This is a genomic window from Paenibacillus sp. FSL R7-269 (assembly GCF_000517865.1).
GTDB lineage: Bacteria > Bacillota > Bacilli > Paenibacillales > Paenibacillaceae > Paenibacillus_AQ.
Genome location: NZ_ASPS01000053.1, coordinates 178,634 through 197,512, shown reverse-complemented (window position 1 = coordinate 197,512; position 18,879 = coordinate 178,634). Strand labels below are relative to the sequence as shown.

16 protein-coding genes are annotated in these 18,879 nt (G+C 56.4%); 15 read left to right on the top strand and 1 reads right to left on the bottom strand.

Annotated elements, in window-relative coordinates:
• Window positions 1–144 precede the first annotated feature (144 nt).
• Genes deoB through C162_RS23395 form a run of 4 tightly spaced genes read left to right on the top strand, consistent with a single transcriptional unit; the run spans window position 145 to window position 4,419 of the window.
• Complete coding sequence (gene deoB / locus C162_RS23410; RefSeq protein WP_036698293.1) at window positions 145–1,323, top strand: phosphopentomutase; 1,179 nt, start codon at window positions 145–147, stop codon at window positions 1,321–1,323.
• Between the two features lie 19 nt (window positions 1,324–1,342).
• Entirely contained in the window at window positions 1,343–2,167 is an 825-nt protein-coding gene (locus C162_RS23405; RefSeq protein WP_036698291.1) for a purine-nucleoside phosphorylase, read from the top strand.
• Window positions 2,168–2,224: 57 nt separating this feature from the next.
• Window positions 2,225–3,088: a purine-nucleoside phosphorylase gene (locus C162_RS23400; protein WP_051493867.1), complete on the top strand. Its 864-nt coding sequence runs from the start codon at window positions 2,225–2,227 to the stop codon at window positions 3,086–3,088.
• The gene (locus C162_RS23395) at window positions 3,088–4,419 is read left to right on the top strand and encodes a pyrimidine-nucleoside phosphorylase (protein ID WP_036698289.1); all 1,332 of its coding nucleotides are present in this window, start codon (window positions 3,088–3,090) and stop codon (window positions 4,417–4,419) included. The genes C162_RS23400 and C162_RS23395 overlap by 1 nt, the downstream gene beginning before the upstream one ends.
• 121 nt (window positions 4,420–4,540) lie before the next feature.
• Here the strand turns inward: C162_RS23395 and C162_RS23390 are convergent, their stop codons facing one another.
• Window positions 4,541–5,590: a serine hydrolase domain-containing protein gene (locus C162_RS23390; RefSeq protein ID WP_036698288.1), complete on the bottom strand. Its 1,050-nt coding sequence runs from the start codon at window positions 5,588–5,590 to the stop codon at window positions 4,541–4,543.
• 244 nt (window positions 5,591–5,834) lie between these two features.
• On the opposite strand from C162_RS23390, the gene C162_RS23385 reads away from it, so the two are divergent.
• From C162_RS23385 to C162_RS23335, 11 genes are all read left to right on the top strand, one after another.
• On the top strand, window positions 5,835–6,785 hold the full coding sequence (locus C162_RS23385; RefSeq protein ID WP_036698286.1) for a DUF1177 domain-containing protein: 951 nt from the start codon (window positions 5,835–5,837) through the stop codon (window positions 6,783–6,785).
• A gap of 112 nt (window positions 6,786–6,897) precedes the next feature.
• Window positions 6,898–7,566 (top strand): AroM family protein, encoded by a 669-nt coding sequence (locus tag C162_RS23380; RefSeq protein WP_036698285.1) that lies wholly within the window; start codon window positions 6,898–6,900, stop codon window positions 7,564–7,566.
• Window positions 7,567–7,583: 17 nt separating this feature from the next.
• Complete coding sequence (locus tag C162_RS23375; protein ID WP_036698283.1) at window positions 7,584–8,528, top strand: aminopeptidase; 945 nt, start codon at window positions 7,584–7,586, stop codon at window positions 8,526–8,528.
• 57 nt (window positions 8,529–8,585) lie between these two features.
• On the top strand, window positions 8,586–9,257 hold the full coding sequence (locus C162_RS23370) for an aspartate/glutamate racemase family protein (protein WP_036698282.1): 672 nt from the start codon (window positions 8,586–8,588) through the stop codon (window positions 9,255–9,257).
• Window positions 9,258–9,965: 708 nt separating this feature from the next.
• Complete coding sequence (locus C162_RS23365; protein WP_036698780.1) at window positions 9,966–11,492, top strand: PucR family transcriptional regulator; 1,527 nt, start codon at window positions 9,966–9,968, stop codon at window positions 11,490–11,492.
• A gap of 253 nt (window positions 11,493–11,745) precedes the next feature.
• Window positions 11,746–12,756 (top strand): ABC transporter permease, encoded by a 1,011-nt coding sequence (locus C162_RS23360; RefSeq protein WP_200869233.1) that lies wholly within the window; start codon window positions 11,746–11,748, stop codon window positions 12,754–12,756.
• Between the two features lie 30 nt (window positions 12,757–12,786).
• Window positions 12,787–13,683, top strand: coding sequence for an ABC transporter permease (locus C162_RS23355; RefSeq protein WP_036698280.1), 897 nt, complete (start codon window positions 12,787–12,789; stop codon window positions 13,681–13,683).
• A gap of 147 nt (window positions 13,684–13,830) precedes the next feature.
• Complete coding sequence (locus tag C162_RS23350) at window positions 13,831–15,435, top strand: ABC transporter substrate-binding protein (RefSeq protein ID WP_036698278.1); 1,605 nt, start codon at window positions 13,831–13,833, stop codon at window positions 15,433–15,435.
• Window positions 15,436–15,542: 107 nt separating this feature from the next.
• Window positions 15,543–16,823: a M20 family metallopeptidase gene (locus C162_RS23345; RefSeq protein WP_036698276.1), complete on the top strand. Its 1,281-nt coding sequence runs from the start codon at window positions 15,543–15,545 to the stop codon at window positions 16,821–16,823.
• Between the two features lie 39 nt (window positions 16,824–16,862).
• Window positions 16,863–17,840, top strand: a complete 978-nt coding sequence (locus C162_RS23340; RefSeq protein WP_036698274.1) for an ABC transporter ATP-binding protein — start codon at window positions 16,863–16,865, stop codon at window positions 17,838–17,840.
• Window positions 17,837–18,799: an ABC transporter ATP-binding protein gene (locus tag C162_RS23335; RefSeq protein ID WP_036698272.1), complete on the top strand. Its 963-nt coding sequence runs from the start codon at window positions 17,837–17,839 to the stop codon at window positions 18,797–18,799. The genes C162_RS23340 and C162_RS23335 overlap by 4 nt, the downstream gene beginning before the upstream one ends.
• Window positions 18,800–18,879: the final 80 nt, after the last annotated feature.

Genomic DNA, 18,879 nt, shown 5'->3' with positions numbered 1-18,879 from the left:
GCCGAAAAGATGCTTTTTGTGAGTAAGAAAGTTATGATGGAATCATACTGAAGAAATCGCTCCCGGGAGAGGTTCTCCCGGAGTTTCTTCATGCTTAGAGCACAGGGCAGAATTATGCAAACTATAAAAGGAGTGAAGACGGCAATGTCCTCATTTAAACGCATCGGATTTATTGTTCTGGACAGTGTAGGTATCGGTGAAGCGCCGGATGCTGCTAATTTCGGAGATACAGGCTCCCATACGCTCGGACATATTCTGGAACGGGTTCCGGGTCTTAAGCTTCCGAATCTGCAGCAGCTTGGGTTGGCGAATATTGCGCCGCTGCCACCACTTGAACCGGTAACGGCCCCTACAGGCTACTACGGTAAAATGCAGGAGGTATCTGTAGGCAAGGACACGATGACCGGCCACTGGGAGCTGATGGGGCTGAAGATCGAGGTTCCTTTTAACACCTACTTCGACGGCTTCCCGGCGGAGCTGATTGAGAAGTTCGAAGCGGCTACCGGACGCAAGGTCATCGGCAACAAGCCGGCTTCCGGCACCGAGATTCTCGTGGAATACGGCGAGGAACAGATGAAGACGGGGGCATGGATTGTCTATACCTCGGCGGACAGCGTGTTCCAGCTTGCGGCGCATGAAGATATTATCCCTCTGGAGGAGCTATACAGCGCCTGCCGGATCGCCCGTGAGCTGACGATGGCTCCCGAGTTCTCCGTAGGCCGCGTGATTGCCCGCCCTTATGTCGGCGAGCCGGGAAATTTCGTGCGTACACCTAACCGTCATGATTATGCGGTGAAGCCGCCGGAGCCAACGGTGATGAACGCGCTGGAGGATATCGGCAAGGATGTGATTGCTGTCGGCAAGATCAATGATATTTTTACCGGCGAAGGGGTAACCGCAACCTATCCGACCAAAAGCAATGAACATGGCATCCAGATTACCATCGACGAGCTGCGCAAGCCGTTTAACGGCTTCCTGTTCACCAATCTGGTGGACTTCGATTCCCTCTACGGCCACCGCCGTGATCCGGAAGGCTACGGCCGTGCGCTGGAGGTATTCGATCAGGCGCTGCCTGAGCTGCTCAGTACTCTTGGTGAGGATGATCTGCTGATCATCTCCGCAGACCATGGTAATGACCCGGTTCACGCCGGAACGGACCACACGCGCGAGTATGTGCCGCTCTTGGTCTACAGCCCGAGATTCAAGACTCCCGGCAGCCTCGGCATCCGCCAGACCTTCTCGGATGTAGCCGCCACAATCGCCGATAACTTCGGAGCGAAGGCTCCGCAGTATGGGACAAGCTTCCTAGCTCAACTAATCTAATTCTGGAGGAAACCAAACCATGACCACCATAACCTCAAGCAAAATTCAAGAAGCAGCTGTATACATCAAAGATAAATGCACCGTCGCCCCCGAAATCGGGCTGATCCTGGGCTCCGGCCTCGGCGTTCTGGCGGATCTGATCACAGATGAAGTGGTTATTCCTTATCATGAGATTCCTCATTTCCCGGTGTCTACAGTAGAAGGACATGAAGGCGAGCTGCTGATCGGCATGATCGAAGGCCGCCGCGTGGTCATGATGAAGGGCCGCTTCCACATGTATGAAGGCTACGGCCCTGAGGTTACAGCCTTCCCGGTACGGGTGATGAAGGAGCTGGGCGTAACCAGCCTGCTGGTCACCAACGCGGCCGGTGGCGTCAACACCGAATACACACCGGGCGATCTCATGCTGATCACGGACCACCTGAACCTGACCGGACGCAATCCGCTGAGCGGACCGAATGACAATGCGCTGGGCGTACGGTTCCCGGATATGTCTTCGGCATACAGCCCGCGTCTGATTGCAGCTGCCAAGGAAGCTGCCGCAGCCCTGAACTTCGAGTTCAAGGAAGGCGTATACGCGGGTCTGCTCGGACCGAACTATGAGACCCCTGCTGAGATCGTCATGCTGCGCCGCCAAGGAGCAGATGCTGTAGGCATGTCGACTGTATCTGAGACCATCGTTGCCCGTCATGCCGGAATTGAAGTACTGGGCATTTCCTGTATCACCAACATGGCGGCCGGTATTCTGCCGCAGCCGCTGAATCATGCAGAGGTGATGGAGACCGCTGAGCGTGTGCGTGAGCAGTTCCTGAAGCTTGTGCTCGCTTTTATTCCCAAAATGTAGGTACTGCTTCACATACGCGTTATTCTATACACAATTCATATCCGGGAGGATCAACCTATGACAACACCAACAACAGTCCCATACGGCACTCAAGTGAAGGAAGCCGCTGCTTATATTCAGTCCAAATTCGGCGGTTATACACCGGCTATCGGCCTTATTCTGGGTTCAGGTCTTGGCGATCTGGGCGATCAGATCGAAGATGCAGTCTACCTGCCTTATGAAGAAATTCCGCATTTCCCCCATTCAACAGTAGAAGGCCATGCCGGACGGTTCGTGATCGGGAAGCTGGAAGGCAAGGATGTAATGATCATGCAGGGCCGTTTTCACTACTATGAAGGTTATGAGATGCGCAAGGTAGTTCTTCCGGTCTATGTAATGGCTAAGCTGGGCATCGGCACTCTTGTCATTACCAACGCTGGCGGCGGGATGAACAGAGCGTTCAAGGCAGGCGACCTGATGCTGATTACCGACCACCTCAATATGACTGGCGACAACCCGCTGATCGGACCGAATGATCCGGAGCTTGGCGTAAGATTCCCTGATATGTCCAGTGCGTATGACCCTGAATATATCGAACTTGCGAAAAAGCTTGCAGGCGGAGTTACAGGTGTGGATGGTGAAGCGCTTGTCCTGCAGGAAGGCGTATATGCCGGCATCAGCGGCCCGACTTATGAGACACCGGCTGAGCTGAAAATGCTGGCCTATCTCGGCGGCGATGCCGTGGGAATGTCCACCGTGCCGGAGGTTATCGTTGCCAGCCACAGCAAGCTGCGCGTGCTCGGCATTACCTGTATCACCGACATGGCGATCGGCGATGAGCTAGAGCCGCTCACCCATGAGCAGGTGGTAAAAGTGGCGAACCTGACCAAGCCTAAATTCATCGGATTGGTGCGTGCCTTCGTCCGTGAGGTGCAGGTCTAATGCGTGCCGTTGATCTCATTCAGAAGAAAAGAGACGGCGGTGAGCTGAGCCGTGAAGAAATCGCTTTTCTGATTCAAGGCTACAGCAAGGGGGAGATCCCGGATTACCAGATTTCCGCCTGGGCGATGGCTGTGTATTTCCGCGGTATGAATGCGCGGGAGACCGGCGACCTGACCCTGGAGATGGCGATGTCCGGCGACCAGGTGGATCTTAGCCCGATTGCGGGCATCAAGGTGGACAAGCATTCTACCGGAGGCGTGGGCGATAAGACGACGGTTGTGCTTGCACCATTGGTTGCAGCGGCCGGAGTTCCGGTAGCCAAAATGTCCGGGCGCGGCCTAGGCCATACCGGAGGCACGCTGGATAAGCTGGAGTCGATTACTGGCTTCTCGGTGGAGATGGACCGGGAACGGTTCTTCGCCCAGGTGGGCGAGATCGGCGCGGCTGTGATCGGCCAATCCGGCAACATCACGCCGGCAGACAAGAAGCTGTATGCTCTGCGTGATGTGACAGCCACGGTGGAATCCATTCCGCTCATTGCCAGCTCCGTCATGAGTAAAAAGATTGCCGCAGGTGCGGACGCCATCGTGCTGGATGTGAAGACCGGCAGCGGTGCGTTCATGAAGACGCTTGACGATTCCATTGCGCTCGCCCAGGCGATGGTAGATATCGGCACTCACCTTGGCCGCAACACGGTAGCGGTCATCAGCGACATGGACCAGCCGCTGGGCTTCGGCATCGGTAATGCCCTGGAGATCAAGGAGGGCATCGAGACCTTGAACGGCCACGGGCCGAAGGATCTGCAGGAGGTCTGCCTGATCCTGGGCAGCCAGATGCTCGTACTTGGCGGCAAGGCAAAGGACGAAGAAGAAGCACGTTCCATACTGCTGTCCCATATCGAGGACGGCAGTGCGCTGGATAAGTTCAAGCAGATGGTATCGGCCCAAGGCGGCGATGCCTCACAGATTGATTCTCCTGACACCTTGCCCGCTGCCCGCCGATTCATCGAGGTCAAGGCGGAGGCCGCAGGTTATGTGGAGAGCATCCAGGCTGAAGAGATCGGTGTGGCCGCGATGCTGCTCGGTGCGGGACGCGAGACGAAGGAGTCTGTGATCGATCTGGCGGTCGGCATTCAGCTCTCGCTGAAGGTGGGCGACGCCGTGGCCGCAGGCGATACGCTGGCAGTCCTGCATGTGAACGATGCCAGCGAGAGCAAGGTACAGGAAGCCGAAGCCAAAGTGCTGGAGGCTTACCGCATCTCTGCCCAGCCGGTTCCGCCGCAGCCGCTGGTTTTTGCGCTGGTGACCAAGGATGGGGTAACGCGTTACTAGCCGGAAACAGAGTAAATACGCTGGAATCCTGTTAATACAAACAAGCCGTACGAATCAGCATATTGCTGGCGTACGGCTTGTTTTATTTGAAGCGATCCGGCTGACCTTGGGGCCCCTCTGTCTACCCCACCGGCAGATAGTCCTCCATAGCAGACATCATCACATAAGCCCCGTTACTTTTGTTACAGAGAGCAGTAACGGTTGTGCCACGTTCGGGATAGAAGGCGGAATGGAAGCTGATCCCGGGATCGTAGCCCATGATATGGTACTTCAGGACCTTTTCGCTGCGGCCGGCCTGTATCCACACGCCATAACCGTAATAGCTATCCTTCTGCTCATGAATATGCGGTGTCAGCAGCAGAGCCGTGTTCTCTGCCCGTAACAGCTTGTGTTCAAGCAAGCCGCTCCACAGCTTATGCATATCCGCCGCCGTAACAAATGCCCCTCCGTCCCCGCCTCCGACTACCGGAATGGAGTAAATGTTGCTGGTCTTGCGCCCGTTGGTGCTGTCAATGTACCCTTGCGCAGTGTGGGCCGGAAGCGCATCAAGCGTGAAATAGCCGGAATCTTTCATCCCGCAAGTCAGAAAAATATGCTGTTCTACATATTCCGTGAACGGCTGTCCGCTGACGGCTTCTACAAGCATTGCAAGCATAATATATCCTGCATTGTTATAGTGAAAACGCCCGCCTGGGGCGAATTTCATAGGAAGCCTAGCGAACAGCGGGAGGAAATCAGCAGGCCGCCTAAGCGTGTACATCGGGGTCTCCTTCCACAGTGCCGCGAAATCCTCCATCTCCTCTTCATCGAAGTAATCCGGTATGCCCGAGCTGTGAGTCAATAGCTGATGCACTGTGACCGCTGGGTCGAACAATGGAAATTCCTGCTTCGGCAGGATGTCCAGTATTTTGGCGTCAAAAGAAAACAAACCCTGCTCTGCGAGCTGGCAGACGGCAATGGCGGTAAATAGCTTGCTGCCGGAAGCGATAGCGAAGCGGGTGTGGACCTGATTGAGCCGTAGATCCCCGATATTAGCCAGTCCAAAAGCTGCCGCTGCAAGGACATGCTCCCGTTCCGCCACTTGTACGACCCCTGAGAATCCCGTCCGCCGGGCCTCTTCACTGATGATTTGGGCCAGTTTGCCCGTATTAATCTGATGTGCAGGCTTCATTGGATGAAGCACCTCCTGTCTGAAATAAGCATCAGTCTCCTGTTACATTTCGCTACTTGGGAGAATTAACCTTTATTTATTGATGGTGAACCGCAAGAGTGTACGCTACACGTAAGGTTTATCTGCAAAGCACAAGAAATGCTGTTCCAGTTTGGCAGGGCGGTACATTGTGGACATTTTGCCGGATGAGATAGTATAAATGCAAACATGACAAACATGAGCATGCATCCGGGGAGGAATTAGAATGGCACTTCATCAAACGATTACAGTCTTGAACGCACTGGACAGCGCTTATGTTAACGGTAAGCAGGTCAAGCAGTTATTCGCAGAATATCCTGCGGTTAAGGTTGAGATTCAGAAGGTGGAAGGGGAAAAGGGCAGCACGGAATTCGTCAAAATCACGATTCCGGGCAGCGAAGGCAAGCTTGGCGGCGGCTCTGCCCCAACGTTCGGCATTGTCGGCAGACTGGGTGGTATCGGGGCACGCCCGAGCCGGATTGGCCTGGTCTCTGATGCAGACGGTGCGGTAGCGGCGATTGCTTCTGCGCTGAAGCTGGCAGACATGCAGACCAAAGGGGATGTGCTGCTGGGGGATGTGCTGGTGACCACTCATATTTGCCCGGGTGCTCCGACCCTGCCGCACGAGCCGGTGGATTTCATGGATTCCCCTGTGGATATTCTGCAGATGAATGAACATGAAGTGCTGCCGGAGATGGAAGCGGTTCTATCGATTGATACGACCAAAGGCAACCGTGTGATTAACCACAAAGGAATCGCTATCTCGCCGACTGTCAAAGAAGGGTACATTCTGCGGGTCAGTGAAGATTTGCTGCGGATCAAGGAAATGACGACAGGGCAGTATCCGGTTACCTTTCCAGTAACGACTCAGGATATTACCCCTTACGGCAACGGGCTGTATCATATCAATTCCATTCTTCAGCCTGCGGTAGCTACCTCTGCTCCGGTGGTGGGCCTTGCGATTACTGCCCAGTCTATGGTTCCGGGCTGCGGTACTGGTGCCAGCCATGAGGTGGATATTGCTCAAGCGGTGCGTTTTGCTATCGAGACGGCCAAGGAAGTAACGCAGGGCACATGCGCTTTCTACAACGAAGCAGAGTTTGCCAAAATTACTGAGCTGTACGGCTCCATGAGTGTGCTGCAAACGCTTGGTAAACCGGCAGTCATTTCTCACTAACAAGATAACAGATGTACATGTACAGTCAGGCGCTGAGCTTTCTTCAGCGCCTGCTCTGTTAGCACAGGTTAACACAGCTTGGCTGTAACCCATAGCGTCTGGAGGGATAAGGATGAAGAATATCGGGCTGATTACAATTGGGCAAGCGCCCAGGCAGGATGTCGCGCCTATCATTGAGAAATACCTGGAAGGCAAGGCAGGACTGGTACAATCCGGGGTGCTGGACGGGTTCACGGCTGAACAGGTTAAGGAGTACTACAATCCGGCCCCGGGGGAGTATGTGCTGACCACCCGTATGACAGACGGGTCTGCTGCGGTGATCTCCCGGGAGCGGATACAGTCTGTTCTGCAAGGGAAGATTGATGCTATGGAAGCCGCTGGGATTCGGACGATCCTGCTGGCTTGCACAGGAGTTTTTCCGGGGCTGCATACATCTGTTGCCCATCTGATTGAGCCGGATCGGATCATCCCGCCGGTCGTGCAGGCAATGCTGGACGGGCGCCGTCTGGGATTGATTGGCCCTTTGCCCGAGCAGGAGGACGCAATGATTGAGAAATTCGCAGGAGCCGGAGTGCGGCTTCCGTTCGCAGCGGCTTCACCTTATACGGGTACGGAAGCGGATTTTCGCGCCGCAGCAGAGCGTCTGCAGGATCATGCGGACGTGATCGTACTTGACTGTATGGGATATGTGGAGCAGCATAGACAGTGGGCGGCCTCCGCAGGAGTGCCCGCCGTGCTGTCCAATGCCCTGATGGGCAAGCTGGTAGCAGAAATGGTGTAATTCGGGAGGAAATGAAGATGAGTGAAGCAAGAATCGGAATTAGCATGAATGTTCTTAAGGATTGTCTCGGGCTTGCCAGCGGAGAACTGCTGGCTGTAGTAGCCGACGATGATAAGCGTGATCTGGCCGAGTCGGTCTATGAGGCAGGCAAGCGGCTGGGAGCGGAATCGATGCTGCTGGTCATGCAGCCGCGGAGCAGATCGGGGGAGGAGCCACCGGCTCCGGTTGCCGAAGCTATGGCTAAGGCAGATGTGGCCGTATGTATTACGACCCACTCGATGACACATACGGCGGCGCGCAAGCAGGCAGCCGCAGCAGGAACCCGGGTAGCGACCATGCCGGGAGTCACCGATGATATGTTCAGCAACGGGGCGATTACTGCGGATTATGGGCAGGTGAAGGCACTAACCGAGCAGGTTGCATCGCTGTTGTCTGCGGGCAGTAGGGTGCGTGTGGAGAAGGAAGGGCTAGTTCTTAGTTTCTCTATTGACGGCCGGGATGGTATTCTTAGTACCGGATTATATCTAAATCCGGGAGAGTCAGGCAACCTACCCTCCGGTGAAGCTTATATTGCGCCGCTGGAAGGCACAGCTACCGGCCAGATTAAGGTGGACGGATCGGTTGCAGGGATCGGTGCCTTGGACGGCCCGATGGTGCTGACCGTGGAAGATGGACGGCTGATCCATGCCGGCGGGGAGCATGGCGGCAAGCTGCTGGACATGCTTGGCGATGGCGATGGCAGGCTGCTTGGCGAGTTCGGCATCGGGACCAACAACAAGGCCCGGATCACAGGTGTGGTGCTGGAGGATGAGAAGGTGTACGGGACGATCCATGTGGCTTTTGGCAGCAATAATACGTTCGGCGGAGTTGTGGCGGCTGGCGTACATATTGATGCTGTGGTCATGAAGCCGGATGTGTACATCGACGACAAGCTGATTATGCAGGCTGGGGAATTGCTGTAATTGCTGTTATTGCTACAAGAGGCATTCACGCACTTTACTGGAGTAGGGGGAGACAGGATGCTTGGAATCATACGTGTTATTACATTGCAGGAGAGCTCTGCAATTCAGTTACATGGGGATTTAATTGAGCGGCGGTACGGTCTGCCGGTGATAAGCCGCTGCATCCCGGATCAGCCTCAGGGTGTGTATGATGCGCAGACAGAGGCGGAATCCATTCCGAAGATTATCTCACTTGCGCGGGAACTGGAGCAGCAGGGCTGCACGGCAATCGGCATCAGCTGTGCTGCTGATCCGGCCTTGGCAGAAGCCAGAGAGGCGGTGAATGTTCCTGTGCTGGGAGCAGGCTCCTGCGCGGCCCATATGGCTATGGCGTACAGCAACCGGGTGGGCGTGCTGACGATTCTGGAAGAGGTGCCGCCGCTCATCCGCGGCATTCTCGGCGGGGCTTATATTGGCATGGACCGCCCCGACGGCGTGACGACCACGCTGGATCTGGGCACGCCCGCCGGACGGGCAGACGCGCTGGCCGGTGCCGCCCGGCTCGTGGAGCGCGGCGCCGAAGTTCTGGTGCTGGCGTGCACCGGCTTCGCCACCATCGGGCTGGCGGCGGAGCTGGAAGAACGGCTGGGCATTCGCGCGTTCGATCCGATTCTTTGCCTCGGTGCGGCTGCCTCAGCGTCAGCCTCAGCTTCAGGAACTTCTGCTGCGGGAGATGTGCGCCGCTCGTAGTTAGCCTTGTGTTGGACGGTTTGTAGAAACTCGCTTTTCCTGTAAGTGTGGGCAGACTACGTATGTAGGCGATGTGTGGCAAATAATGCGTGAAAATCAATGTGTGGCAAACTAATAGCTGATCTCTTCAAAGCGTTCCTCCTGGCTCAGGGCAGGGGACGCTTCTTTGTGGTTAGGGGATTAGAGGAGCACAAGTGCCCCTGAATTCGGCGGGATGGACTATGAGGATGATAGCGGCGGGGGGGCAGGTTTGGGGAAGCAGGAGTAGCACGGCGTAGATGAATATCTTTGGAGTAACTAAATGGGTTAGAGCACTTTGCCATAGGTAACATATCTGCATACATCTGCCGTCCGTAACCAAAGGGATAAATCCCTCCGAATCCGGCGAAACGTGCTCCACGCTCGTAATTGGTGGGGGAGGGGGCAGAGACGTAGGGACTATAGGAGCGGCCATTTGGGAGTTGGTGAGAGATAGATCCTTTTGATCCACTCCGCCTCTTGCAATCGCTTCTCATTCTTCCGCCCTCATCCAATTTATTCCTAATGCGTTTTCACACCGAAAATATCGCCAACTGGATATGATTTTCCTGTGGCTCGGCGGGAATCTCTGATAAACTAGCGGGAACGCAAAAAGTGGCTGGCGGCAGAGATGTGGCATATTTCAGGAAAAATCATGAAATACTGAAGACAGCAGAGGGAGGCGGAAGGGTGAATACACGAGGAATTACGCTGCGGGAACTAATGGAGCTCTCGGTGCTAGGGAAAGCGAAGGTCATCAGCGGGGAGCAGGGGCTGGACCGGGTGGTGCGGTTCGTCGATATTATGGAGGTTCCGGATCTGAAGGGCTGGATCAGCGAAGGGGTGATGCTGCTGACGACAGCCTATTCGATCCGGCATGATCCTTCACTGCTGACCGAGGTGATCTACACGCTCGATAATCTGGGCGCAGCGGCGCTGGCGATCAAGCCGGCCCGCTTCCTGAAGGAGATCCCGCAGGGAGCCATCGAGGCCAGCAATGCCTGCGGTCTGCCTATTGTGGAAATTCCGCCCGAGATTCCCTACACGGATATCACCCAGCCGGTGATGGAGCTGCTGCTGGGGCGGCAGGCGATGCTGCTGCGCCGGGCGGAGGAGGTCTACCGCACGCTGACCACCATGGTGCTGGAGAACAGCGGCATTCAGGCGGTCAGCGATAGTGTGGCGGAGTTCCTTAAGGCCCCGGTGGCACTCGTGGATACGGAGCGGAAGATTATTGTATCCTCACCGGCAGATTATGACTGGACTCAGAGCGCCGCACCGCTGAGCTGGAACATCCATGTGGACCGCCGGACGGTTGCCCGGCTGCTCGTCCACAAGGAGCGGCTCGATGATATGGAAGAGGTGGGCATCGAGCAGGCCCGGCTTGTCTTTGCCCTTGAACTGATGCGGCGTAAGGTAGCCGAGGATACGGAATTCCGGCTGCGCGGCAACTTCATAGATGAGCTGCTGACTCCACCGCTGCCGTCGAGACATGAGGTCCAGCGGCGGGCCCGCCAGCTCGGGATGAACCCGGAGCACAAGTGGGAGGTGGCCGTCATTGAAGGGGAGACGGCGCCGAGCGAGGAGACGGTGAACCGGCTGCTGGAGCGGGAGGCGAAGAAGCGCGGGGTCACACCGCACGCAGAGTACCGTTCGAGCCGGGCGGTGCTGTTCCTGCCTACGCAGGAGGGGCGCAGGTTCACGCCGGGCGGTGACGCAGAGGAGCCGTGGGAGAATACGCTGCGCGGCTGGCTGGAGGACAAGACAGAAGGCTTAAGCACCTACCGCTGCGGCATCGGCACCTCGGAATATCTGTGGGACATCCACACCAGCTACAACGAGGCGCGCAAAGCGCTGTCCATCTCCAGAAGGCTGGGGCAAGGTCCCGGCGGGATCACCCGCTATGAAGAGATGGAGGTCTATCATCTGCTGGAGGGGCTTGGCGGTCCCGGATTCGAGCGGCTGTTCGAGCGTAAGCTGGGCAAGCTGCTGCAATACGACCAGGAGCATGACAGCAATATGCTGCTGACCTTCTATCATTATCTGGAATGCCGGGGCAGTCTGATTGAGACAGCGAACAGCCTCTATATCCACCGCAACTCCGTTAAATACCGGCTGGAGCGGATTCGGGATATCACCGGCTTCGATCTGAATGATCCGCGCGAGCAGTTCGTCTGTCATTTGTGCCTGATTTACTACTACCTCCAGGAAAAATAGGCGTCGTTGGAAGAATTCTGGAATGTCATGTGAGTAAATGTAACATTCGTAGTCCTTGATAGTGCACAACCGACAAACGGTTGTGCATTTTTTTAGCTGAACGGGACGTAGAGGGGCTGTGAAATTCTATGTAGAATTAGCTCAACACTTTAATAAGGCAAAGGAAACACGCAGTACCTGACATGAGAGCGGAAGTTGTTCGAAAGCTAAGGCGCAGCATCATTGGCACAGAAGTCGTAAGGGGGTTGATTCATTGTTTGCTTATACATTAAAAAGATTGGTGCAGATGATTCCAGCCTTGCTCGGCATTATCGTCATTACCTTCATCCTGTCGAGAGTCCTGCCGGGCGATCCTGCGATTATGCTGGCCGGAGAGCAGGCTCCAGAGGAGATTGTGAACAAGATCCGCCAGGATATGGGGCTGGACAAGCCGCTGTATATCCAGTTCTTCGCTTACATCGGGCAGCTGCTGCAAGGCGATATCGGCTATGCCTATCACACCGGACATTCGGTCGCAAGTGACCTGGCCTCGCGCTTCCCGGCTACGATTGAGCTGACTCTGGCCAGCATCCTGATTGCGGTTCTAATCGCCATTCCGGTAGGCATTGTGGCTGCTACCCGTAAGGAATCCCTGCTGGATCATATCTCGCGTGTGTTCTCCCTGATAGGTGCTTGTGTGCCGATCTTCTGGCTCGGACTGATGTTCATCTATATCTTCTACTCCATTCTGGGCTGGGCACCGGCGCCGATGGGACGGATCAGCGGGGATCTTAACCCGCCGGTGCATATCACCGGGCTGTATGTACTGGACAGTTTGCTCTCCGCAGATACCGCCGCACTCAAAAGCAGTCTCGCGCATCTGCTGCTTCCGGCGATCTGCCTCAGTACCGGAACGATGGCGATCATCGCCCGGATGACCCGCTCCAGTATGCTGGAGGTGGTCGATCAGGATTTCGTCCGCACCGCCCGGGCCAAGGGGCTGCGGGAATCGGCCGTCATCTACAAGCACGCACTGGTCAATGCGCTGATTCCCACGCTAACAGTGCTCGGACTCCAGTTCGGCTTCCTGATGGGCGGCGCGGTCATCACGGAGACGATCTTCTCCTGGCCGGGAATCGGCGGCTATGTCACCGACTCCATCCTGGCGGCGGATTATGCGCCGATCCAGGCGTTCACCCTGGTCAGTGCCGTGCTCTACTGCGGAATTAACCTGGCGGTCGACCTGATCTACGGGTTCATTGACCCGAGAATCCGTTATGAATAGAACAGCTTGTGTGAGAGGAGGAGATTGCTTGTGAGCACTGCAGCACATTCAGCACAGGGCAGTCCGGCGAAGCCGGCACCGGCCAAGCCCCGGACCCTATTATCCCTGCTGTTGCACAACCGCCTGGCGGCCATCGGGCTGACCTTCATCCTAATCTGGACCGTGGTAGCCATCTTCGCCCCCTGGCTGGCTCCGCATGATCCGTTTGTCACGGATATGGCGAGCAAGCTGCAGCCGCCCTCCGGCAGCCATTGGTTCGGAACCGACAACTTCGGCCGGGATATTCTCAGCCGGGTGCTGTACGGCGCACGGATCAGTATCTGGACCGGCCTGATCGCGGTCTCGATCTCCTTCCTGATCGGGATGCCGCTGGGCGGGATTGCCGCTTACTACGGCGGCCGGACCGGAACCATCATCATGCGGGTCATGGATGTATTGTTGTCCTTCCCGTCACTGGTCTTGTCGATGGCGATTGCGGCCTCGATAGGCGCCGGACTCAGCAGCGCAATGATCGCCGTCGGCATTGTCGGCATTCCCGAATTCGCCCGGCTGATGTTCGGCCAGACGGTCTCGCTGCGGGAGAAGGAGTATATCGAAGCCAGCCGGGCCATTGGAGTGAAGGATAGAGTCATTCTGTACCGCCACATTCTGCCGAATGCCCTGGCTCCGCTAATGGTGCAGGCTACGCTCGGGATGGGCTTCGCCATCCTGACCGCATCCAGTCTTAGCTTCCTAGGGCTGGGGGTCAGACCCCCGATTGCCGAATGGGGCGCGATGATCTCTGAAGGCCGGGAATATATCATTTCCGGGCAATGGTGGCTGGTTACTTTTCCAGGCCTCGGCATTGCTACCTCTATCTTAGGCTTCAACTTACTCGGAGACGGCTTCCGGGATGTGCTTGACCCGCGGTTGCGTTCGGGGAAATGAGGCGGAGCAGGGGAATCCCCCAAGGCTGCCCCATCCCCGATAGAGATAGATAGATTAACGTCAGCTGGAACGTAAGGCGGCAGATAATCATCAGCAGCACAAGTAGTTGTTATGCAAGCAGGATATAGAAAAGGGAGGAATTACCCGATGAAAAAAGTTAAACTGTTGTCCACACTCGTCGCTTTTTCAATCATGCTTGCCGGATGCGCCAGCAGCGCCAATCCGCAGACCCCTGCTGCCACTTCGGCGGGAACAGATACCGCAGCAGCAACAGCTGCCCCGGTCAAAAAGAACCTGACGGTGGCCTATTCCGAGGGCGGCACCACGCTCGACCCGGCGGAAGCCAATGATCTGACCTCCGATACACTTGTGCTGGCCGCTTATGATCAGCTGGTCACCTACGGCATCAAGACCGAGAATGGCGCCAGCATCGCCAATACCGAAGACATCAAGCCCATGCTCGCTGAGAGCTGGGAAGTGAATGCTGACAACACGGTGTACACTTTCAAGCTGAAATCCGGCGTGAGCTTCCAGAGCGGCAATCCGGTGGATGCCGAGGCGGTGGCGTACTCTTTTGAACGTGTGGCGAAGTCCAGCTCCGGCAGCTTCCTCTACGGTATGGCATCCATTAAATCGGTTGCGGTAAAAGACCCTTCGACGGTTGAAGTGACTCTGACCAATGCCAATCATAATTTCCTGCAGATTCTGGCAATGTACACTTTCTCCATCGTGGACCAGAAGACGGTAGAAGCGCAGGGGGCAGACTACCTGAAGACGAATGCGGCCGGCTCCGGCCCGTTCAAGCTTACGAAGTGGGACCCGGCTACCGAAGCTGTTTTCACCGCTAATGATAGCTACTGGCAGGGTGCGCCAAGCCTCGGCAAGGTAACTCTGAAGTTCACCAAGGAAGCCTCGAACCGCGTGCTGCTGCTGGGTAAGGGCGATGTAGACATGGCGATTGAGATTCCTCCGAAGGATGTATCCACGCTCGAGAGCAATTCGGCGCTGACGGTCGCTTCCAATGCGAGTAACCGGATTCTGTTCTTCGCCATGAACAACAAGGTTAAGCCATTCGATAATGTAAAAGTCCGTCAGGCGATCAACTATGCGATTCCTTACGATCAGCTGCTGAGCGGGGTCATGTACGGCCAGGCCAAGCAGATGAAGAGTGCGGTAGCGAGCAACACACCAGGCTTCACTGATGCAGGCTATGTGTATGAGTACAATCTCGACAAGGCCAAGGCGCTGCTGAAGGAAGCAGGCTATGAGAAGGGCTTTGACTTCGACTTCACGCTGGGCTCCGGCTTCGATGACTGGGAAGATGATGCGGTCCTGATCCAGGCCGAGCTGGCCAAAATCGGAGTCAACATGAAGATCAACAAGCTGGCCCGTGCCCAGTTCCTGGAGCAGCAGAAGACCAATAATCTGACCTCTTATATCTCTAAATGGACTTCATTCGTCAATGATCCCGGCTATCACCTCGGCTTCCTGCTGTACGGCAAGGGCTCTTCCAACTATATCAACTACCAGAACGCTGAAGTAGACAAGCTGTGGGAGCAGGCGAACCTGGAGACAGATACGGCGAAGCGCACAGAGCTCTACAAGCAGGCTCAGGAGATCATCACGACAGAAGCACCTTGGGCGTATCTCTACGAATATAACCGCATTGTCGGTATGAGCAACAAGATCAGCGGCTACGCCTTCTACCCGGATGAAGTGATCCGTTTCTATCCGCTGTCGATTACAGAATAAGCAGGTTTGGCTAAAAGAGAGCGGACAAGCCCTGGGCTTCGTCCCTCTTCTTGTCACAAATTCAAGCGGTCCCCTGCGAGGGGAACATAAAGGAGAATTCGTAACCCATGACGGACTGGAAAAGCAAGGTGCTGGAGGCCATAGATGCCGGGCAGGAGGAATTGCTTGCGCTGTGCTCTCAGCTGATCCGCTACCCTTCGGAGAATCCGCCGGGCGATTCGCGGGAGATCAGCGCTTATATTATTGGTTATCTGAAGGAAGCCGGGATCGACACTTCGATCTATCCGGCCACCGAAACCATGTTCAATCTGGTGTCCACCTTGGGCGCAGGAGCGGAGGAGCGCACCGGCAAAAAGCTGATCTACTGCGGACATACGGATGTCGTTCCGTCGGGAGACCGCTCGCGCTGGGATTTCGATCCGTTCTGCGGCGATATCGTGGACGGCTATCTGCTGGGCAGAGGCGCTTCGGATATGAAGGCGGGGCTGGCCGGGTTAATCTACGTCACTGCACTGCTGTCAAAGCTGGGCGTTCCGCTGCAAGGGGATCTCTCCCTGCTGATCGTGCCCGATGAAGAGACCGGCGGTCATCTCGGGGTTCCCTGGGTGCTGGAGCGCGGCCTGATTACCGGAACCGCCGCTGTGATTGCCGAGCCTTCCGGCCCCCTGAACCCGACCATCGGGCAAAAGGGCAGCTGCTGGTTCGAATTCACCGTCGAAGGCACACCGGGTCACGGCAGCCTGTCACCAGTGGTTGGAGACAGCGCGATTGTGAAGGCAGCCAAGGGCATTGAAGCCTTACAGCGGCTATGGGATATCAAAGTGGACATTCCCGAAGAAGTCCGGGAGATTATCCGCATCTCGCAGGAGTATGTGAAAGGCAGCGAAGAAAGAGATTCCCTCGCCTATCAGGTATTCGACCATGTGACGGTTAACATCGGAACGATTCAGGGCGGAACCAAGGTGAACGTAGTAGCAGACCGCTGCAGCATTCAGGTCGATTCCCGTGTACCGTTCGGGGTAGACTACCGGGATGTGCTGGACCGTGCCCGCTCCCTGCTGCTTGAAGCCGGCATTGAATCCGAGGTGAAGGGCTTCGGCTTCCAGGGCAATGCCAACTGGACCCCGAGTGAGGAGCCGGTGGTCAAGGATCTGGTTGAGAGTATCTGTGAGGTGAGCGGGGAAGAAGCCTACGGGGTGCTGCAATGGGCCTCCAGCGATGCGCGCCATTTCCGCACGCATAACATTCCTGTGCTGCAATATGGCCCGGCCGAGCTGTCTACGATTCATAATTTTAACGAGAAGGCTCCCGTCTGGCAGATTATCCAGTGTGCGAAGGTGTATGCTTTGACGGCGCTTAAATATCTGGGTGTGGAAGAAGAGGAATAAGAAGAGGAATAATAAATTGGGGTAGGAGGAGGGGCAATCATGACAGAACTGCTGGAGGTATCAGGGCTATGCACCGAGTTCCAGACAGCGGCGGGTACGATCCGTGCGGTGGACGGCATCAGTCTGTCAGTGCGCAAGGGAGAGACGCTGGGCATTGTCGGTGAATCCGGCTGCGGCAAAAGCATCACCTCACTCTCGATCATGCAGCTGCTGCCTAAGCGGATCAGCCGGATTGCTTCCGGCCACATCCGCTTTGAGGGCAAGGATATGCTGGAGATGTCGGTAAAAGAGGTACGGAGCATCCGTGGGAACCGGATTGCGATGATTTTTCAGGAGCCGATGACCTCGCTGAATCCGGTGTTCAAAATCGGGCGCCAGATCTCCGAATCCGCCCGTTATCATCTGAAGCTGAGCAAGAAGGAAGCCGACGCTCGGGCGGTGGAGATGCTGCGCAAGGTGGGAATTCCCCGCCCGGAGAAGATTGCCCAGCAGTATGCCCATCAGCTCTCCGGCGGGATGCGGCAGCGGGTAATGATTGCGATGGCGATGGTCTGTAGTCCCCAATTGCTCATTGCCGATGAGCCGACGACAGCGCTGGATGTGACCATTCAGGCCCAGATCCTTGATCTGATGCGGGATCTGCAAAAGAATGAGGGCATGTCGATCCTGATGATCACACATGATCTGGGAGTCGTTGCCGAGATGTGCGACCGGGTCGTTATCATGTACGCGGGTCAGATTGTCGAGGAGACAGATGTGGCTACTCTGTACAGCCAGCCGCTGCACCCATATACGCAAGGGCTGCTCGCTTCCCTGCCCCAGCTGGCGGGGGATGAGGACCGACTTAGCTCGATTCCTGGGCAGGTGCCGAATCCGGCCAGCCTGCCGCCCGGCTGCCGGTTCGCGCCGCGTTGTCCTGTAGCGGTGGACCGCTGCCGGGAGCAGCTCCCGGAGCTGCTTGAAGTGCAGCCGGGCCATACATGCCGCTGTATCCTGCAGCAGGAGGGGGTTCTATGACCACATTACTGGAAGTCCGCAATCTGAAAAAGCATTATCCGATCCGCAAAGGCTTCTTCTCTAAGCAGGTCGGAGCAGTCAAAGCCGTTGACGGCATTACCCTATCCGTTGAGCAGGGAGAGACCCTGGCTGTGGTTGGAGAATCCGGCTGCGGGAAATCGACCACCGGACGGGCTATTCTGCGGCTGATTGAGCCGACAGAAGGCGAGATTATGTTCGCCGGCACCGATGTGCGCAGCCTGAATACCGAGCAGCTCCGCAAGTTCCGTACCGATATGCAAATGGTGTTCCAGGACCCTTATGCTTCGCTCGACCCCCGCTGGACTGTCCAGCGCATTCTGGAGGAACCGCTCCGTACCCACGGATCGGCTCCCGCCGGAGAGCTGAAGAGCAGGGTCGAGCAGCTGATGGAGGTGGTGGGCCTGTCCCCCTATCAGGCTCACCGTTTTCCCCATGAATTCTCCGGCGGCCAACGGCAGCGGATCGGGATTGCCCGTGCGCTTGCGCTGAATCCGAAGTTCATTGTCTGCGATGAGCCGGTATCGGCACTGGATGTCTCCATCCAGGCACAGGTATTGAATCTGATGCAGGATCTGCAGGAGCAATACGGCCTTACTTATATGTTCATTTCGCATGACCTGTCGGTTGTCAAGTTCATCAGCGACCGGGTGGCGGTAATGTACCTGGGGCGGATTGTCGAGCTTGCGCCGACGAAGGCGCTCTTCGCAAAGCCGCTGCATCCGTATACGCAGGCGCTGATGTCTGCCGTTCCGGTACCGAATCCGGGACTGAAAAAGCAGCGCATCGTCTTGACCGGGGATGTTCCGAACCCGGAGACACCGCCCACGGGCTGTGCCTTCCACCCCCGTTGTCCGCATGCGATGGACCGCTGCAAGTCGGAAGCGCCGCTGCTGCGGGAGCTGGATTCAGGCCATCAGGTGGCTTGTCATTTGTATTAAGTAATGTGTGAGGAGGGGCCATCCGGCAGCGGGTGGCCCTTGCGCTGTCTGCCAGGCTACTGATGCCATGTACTGCACGC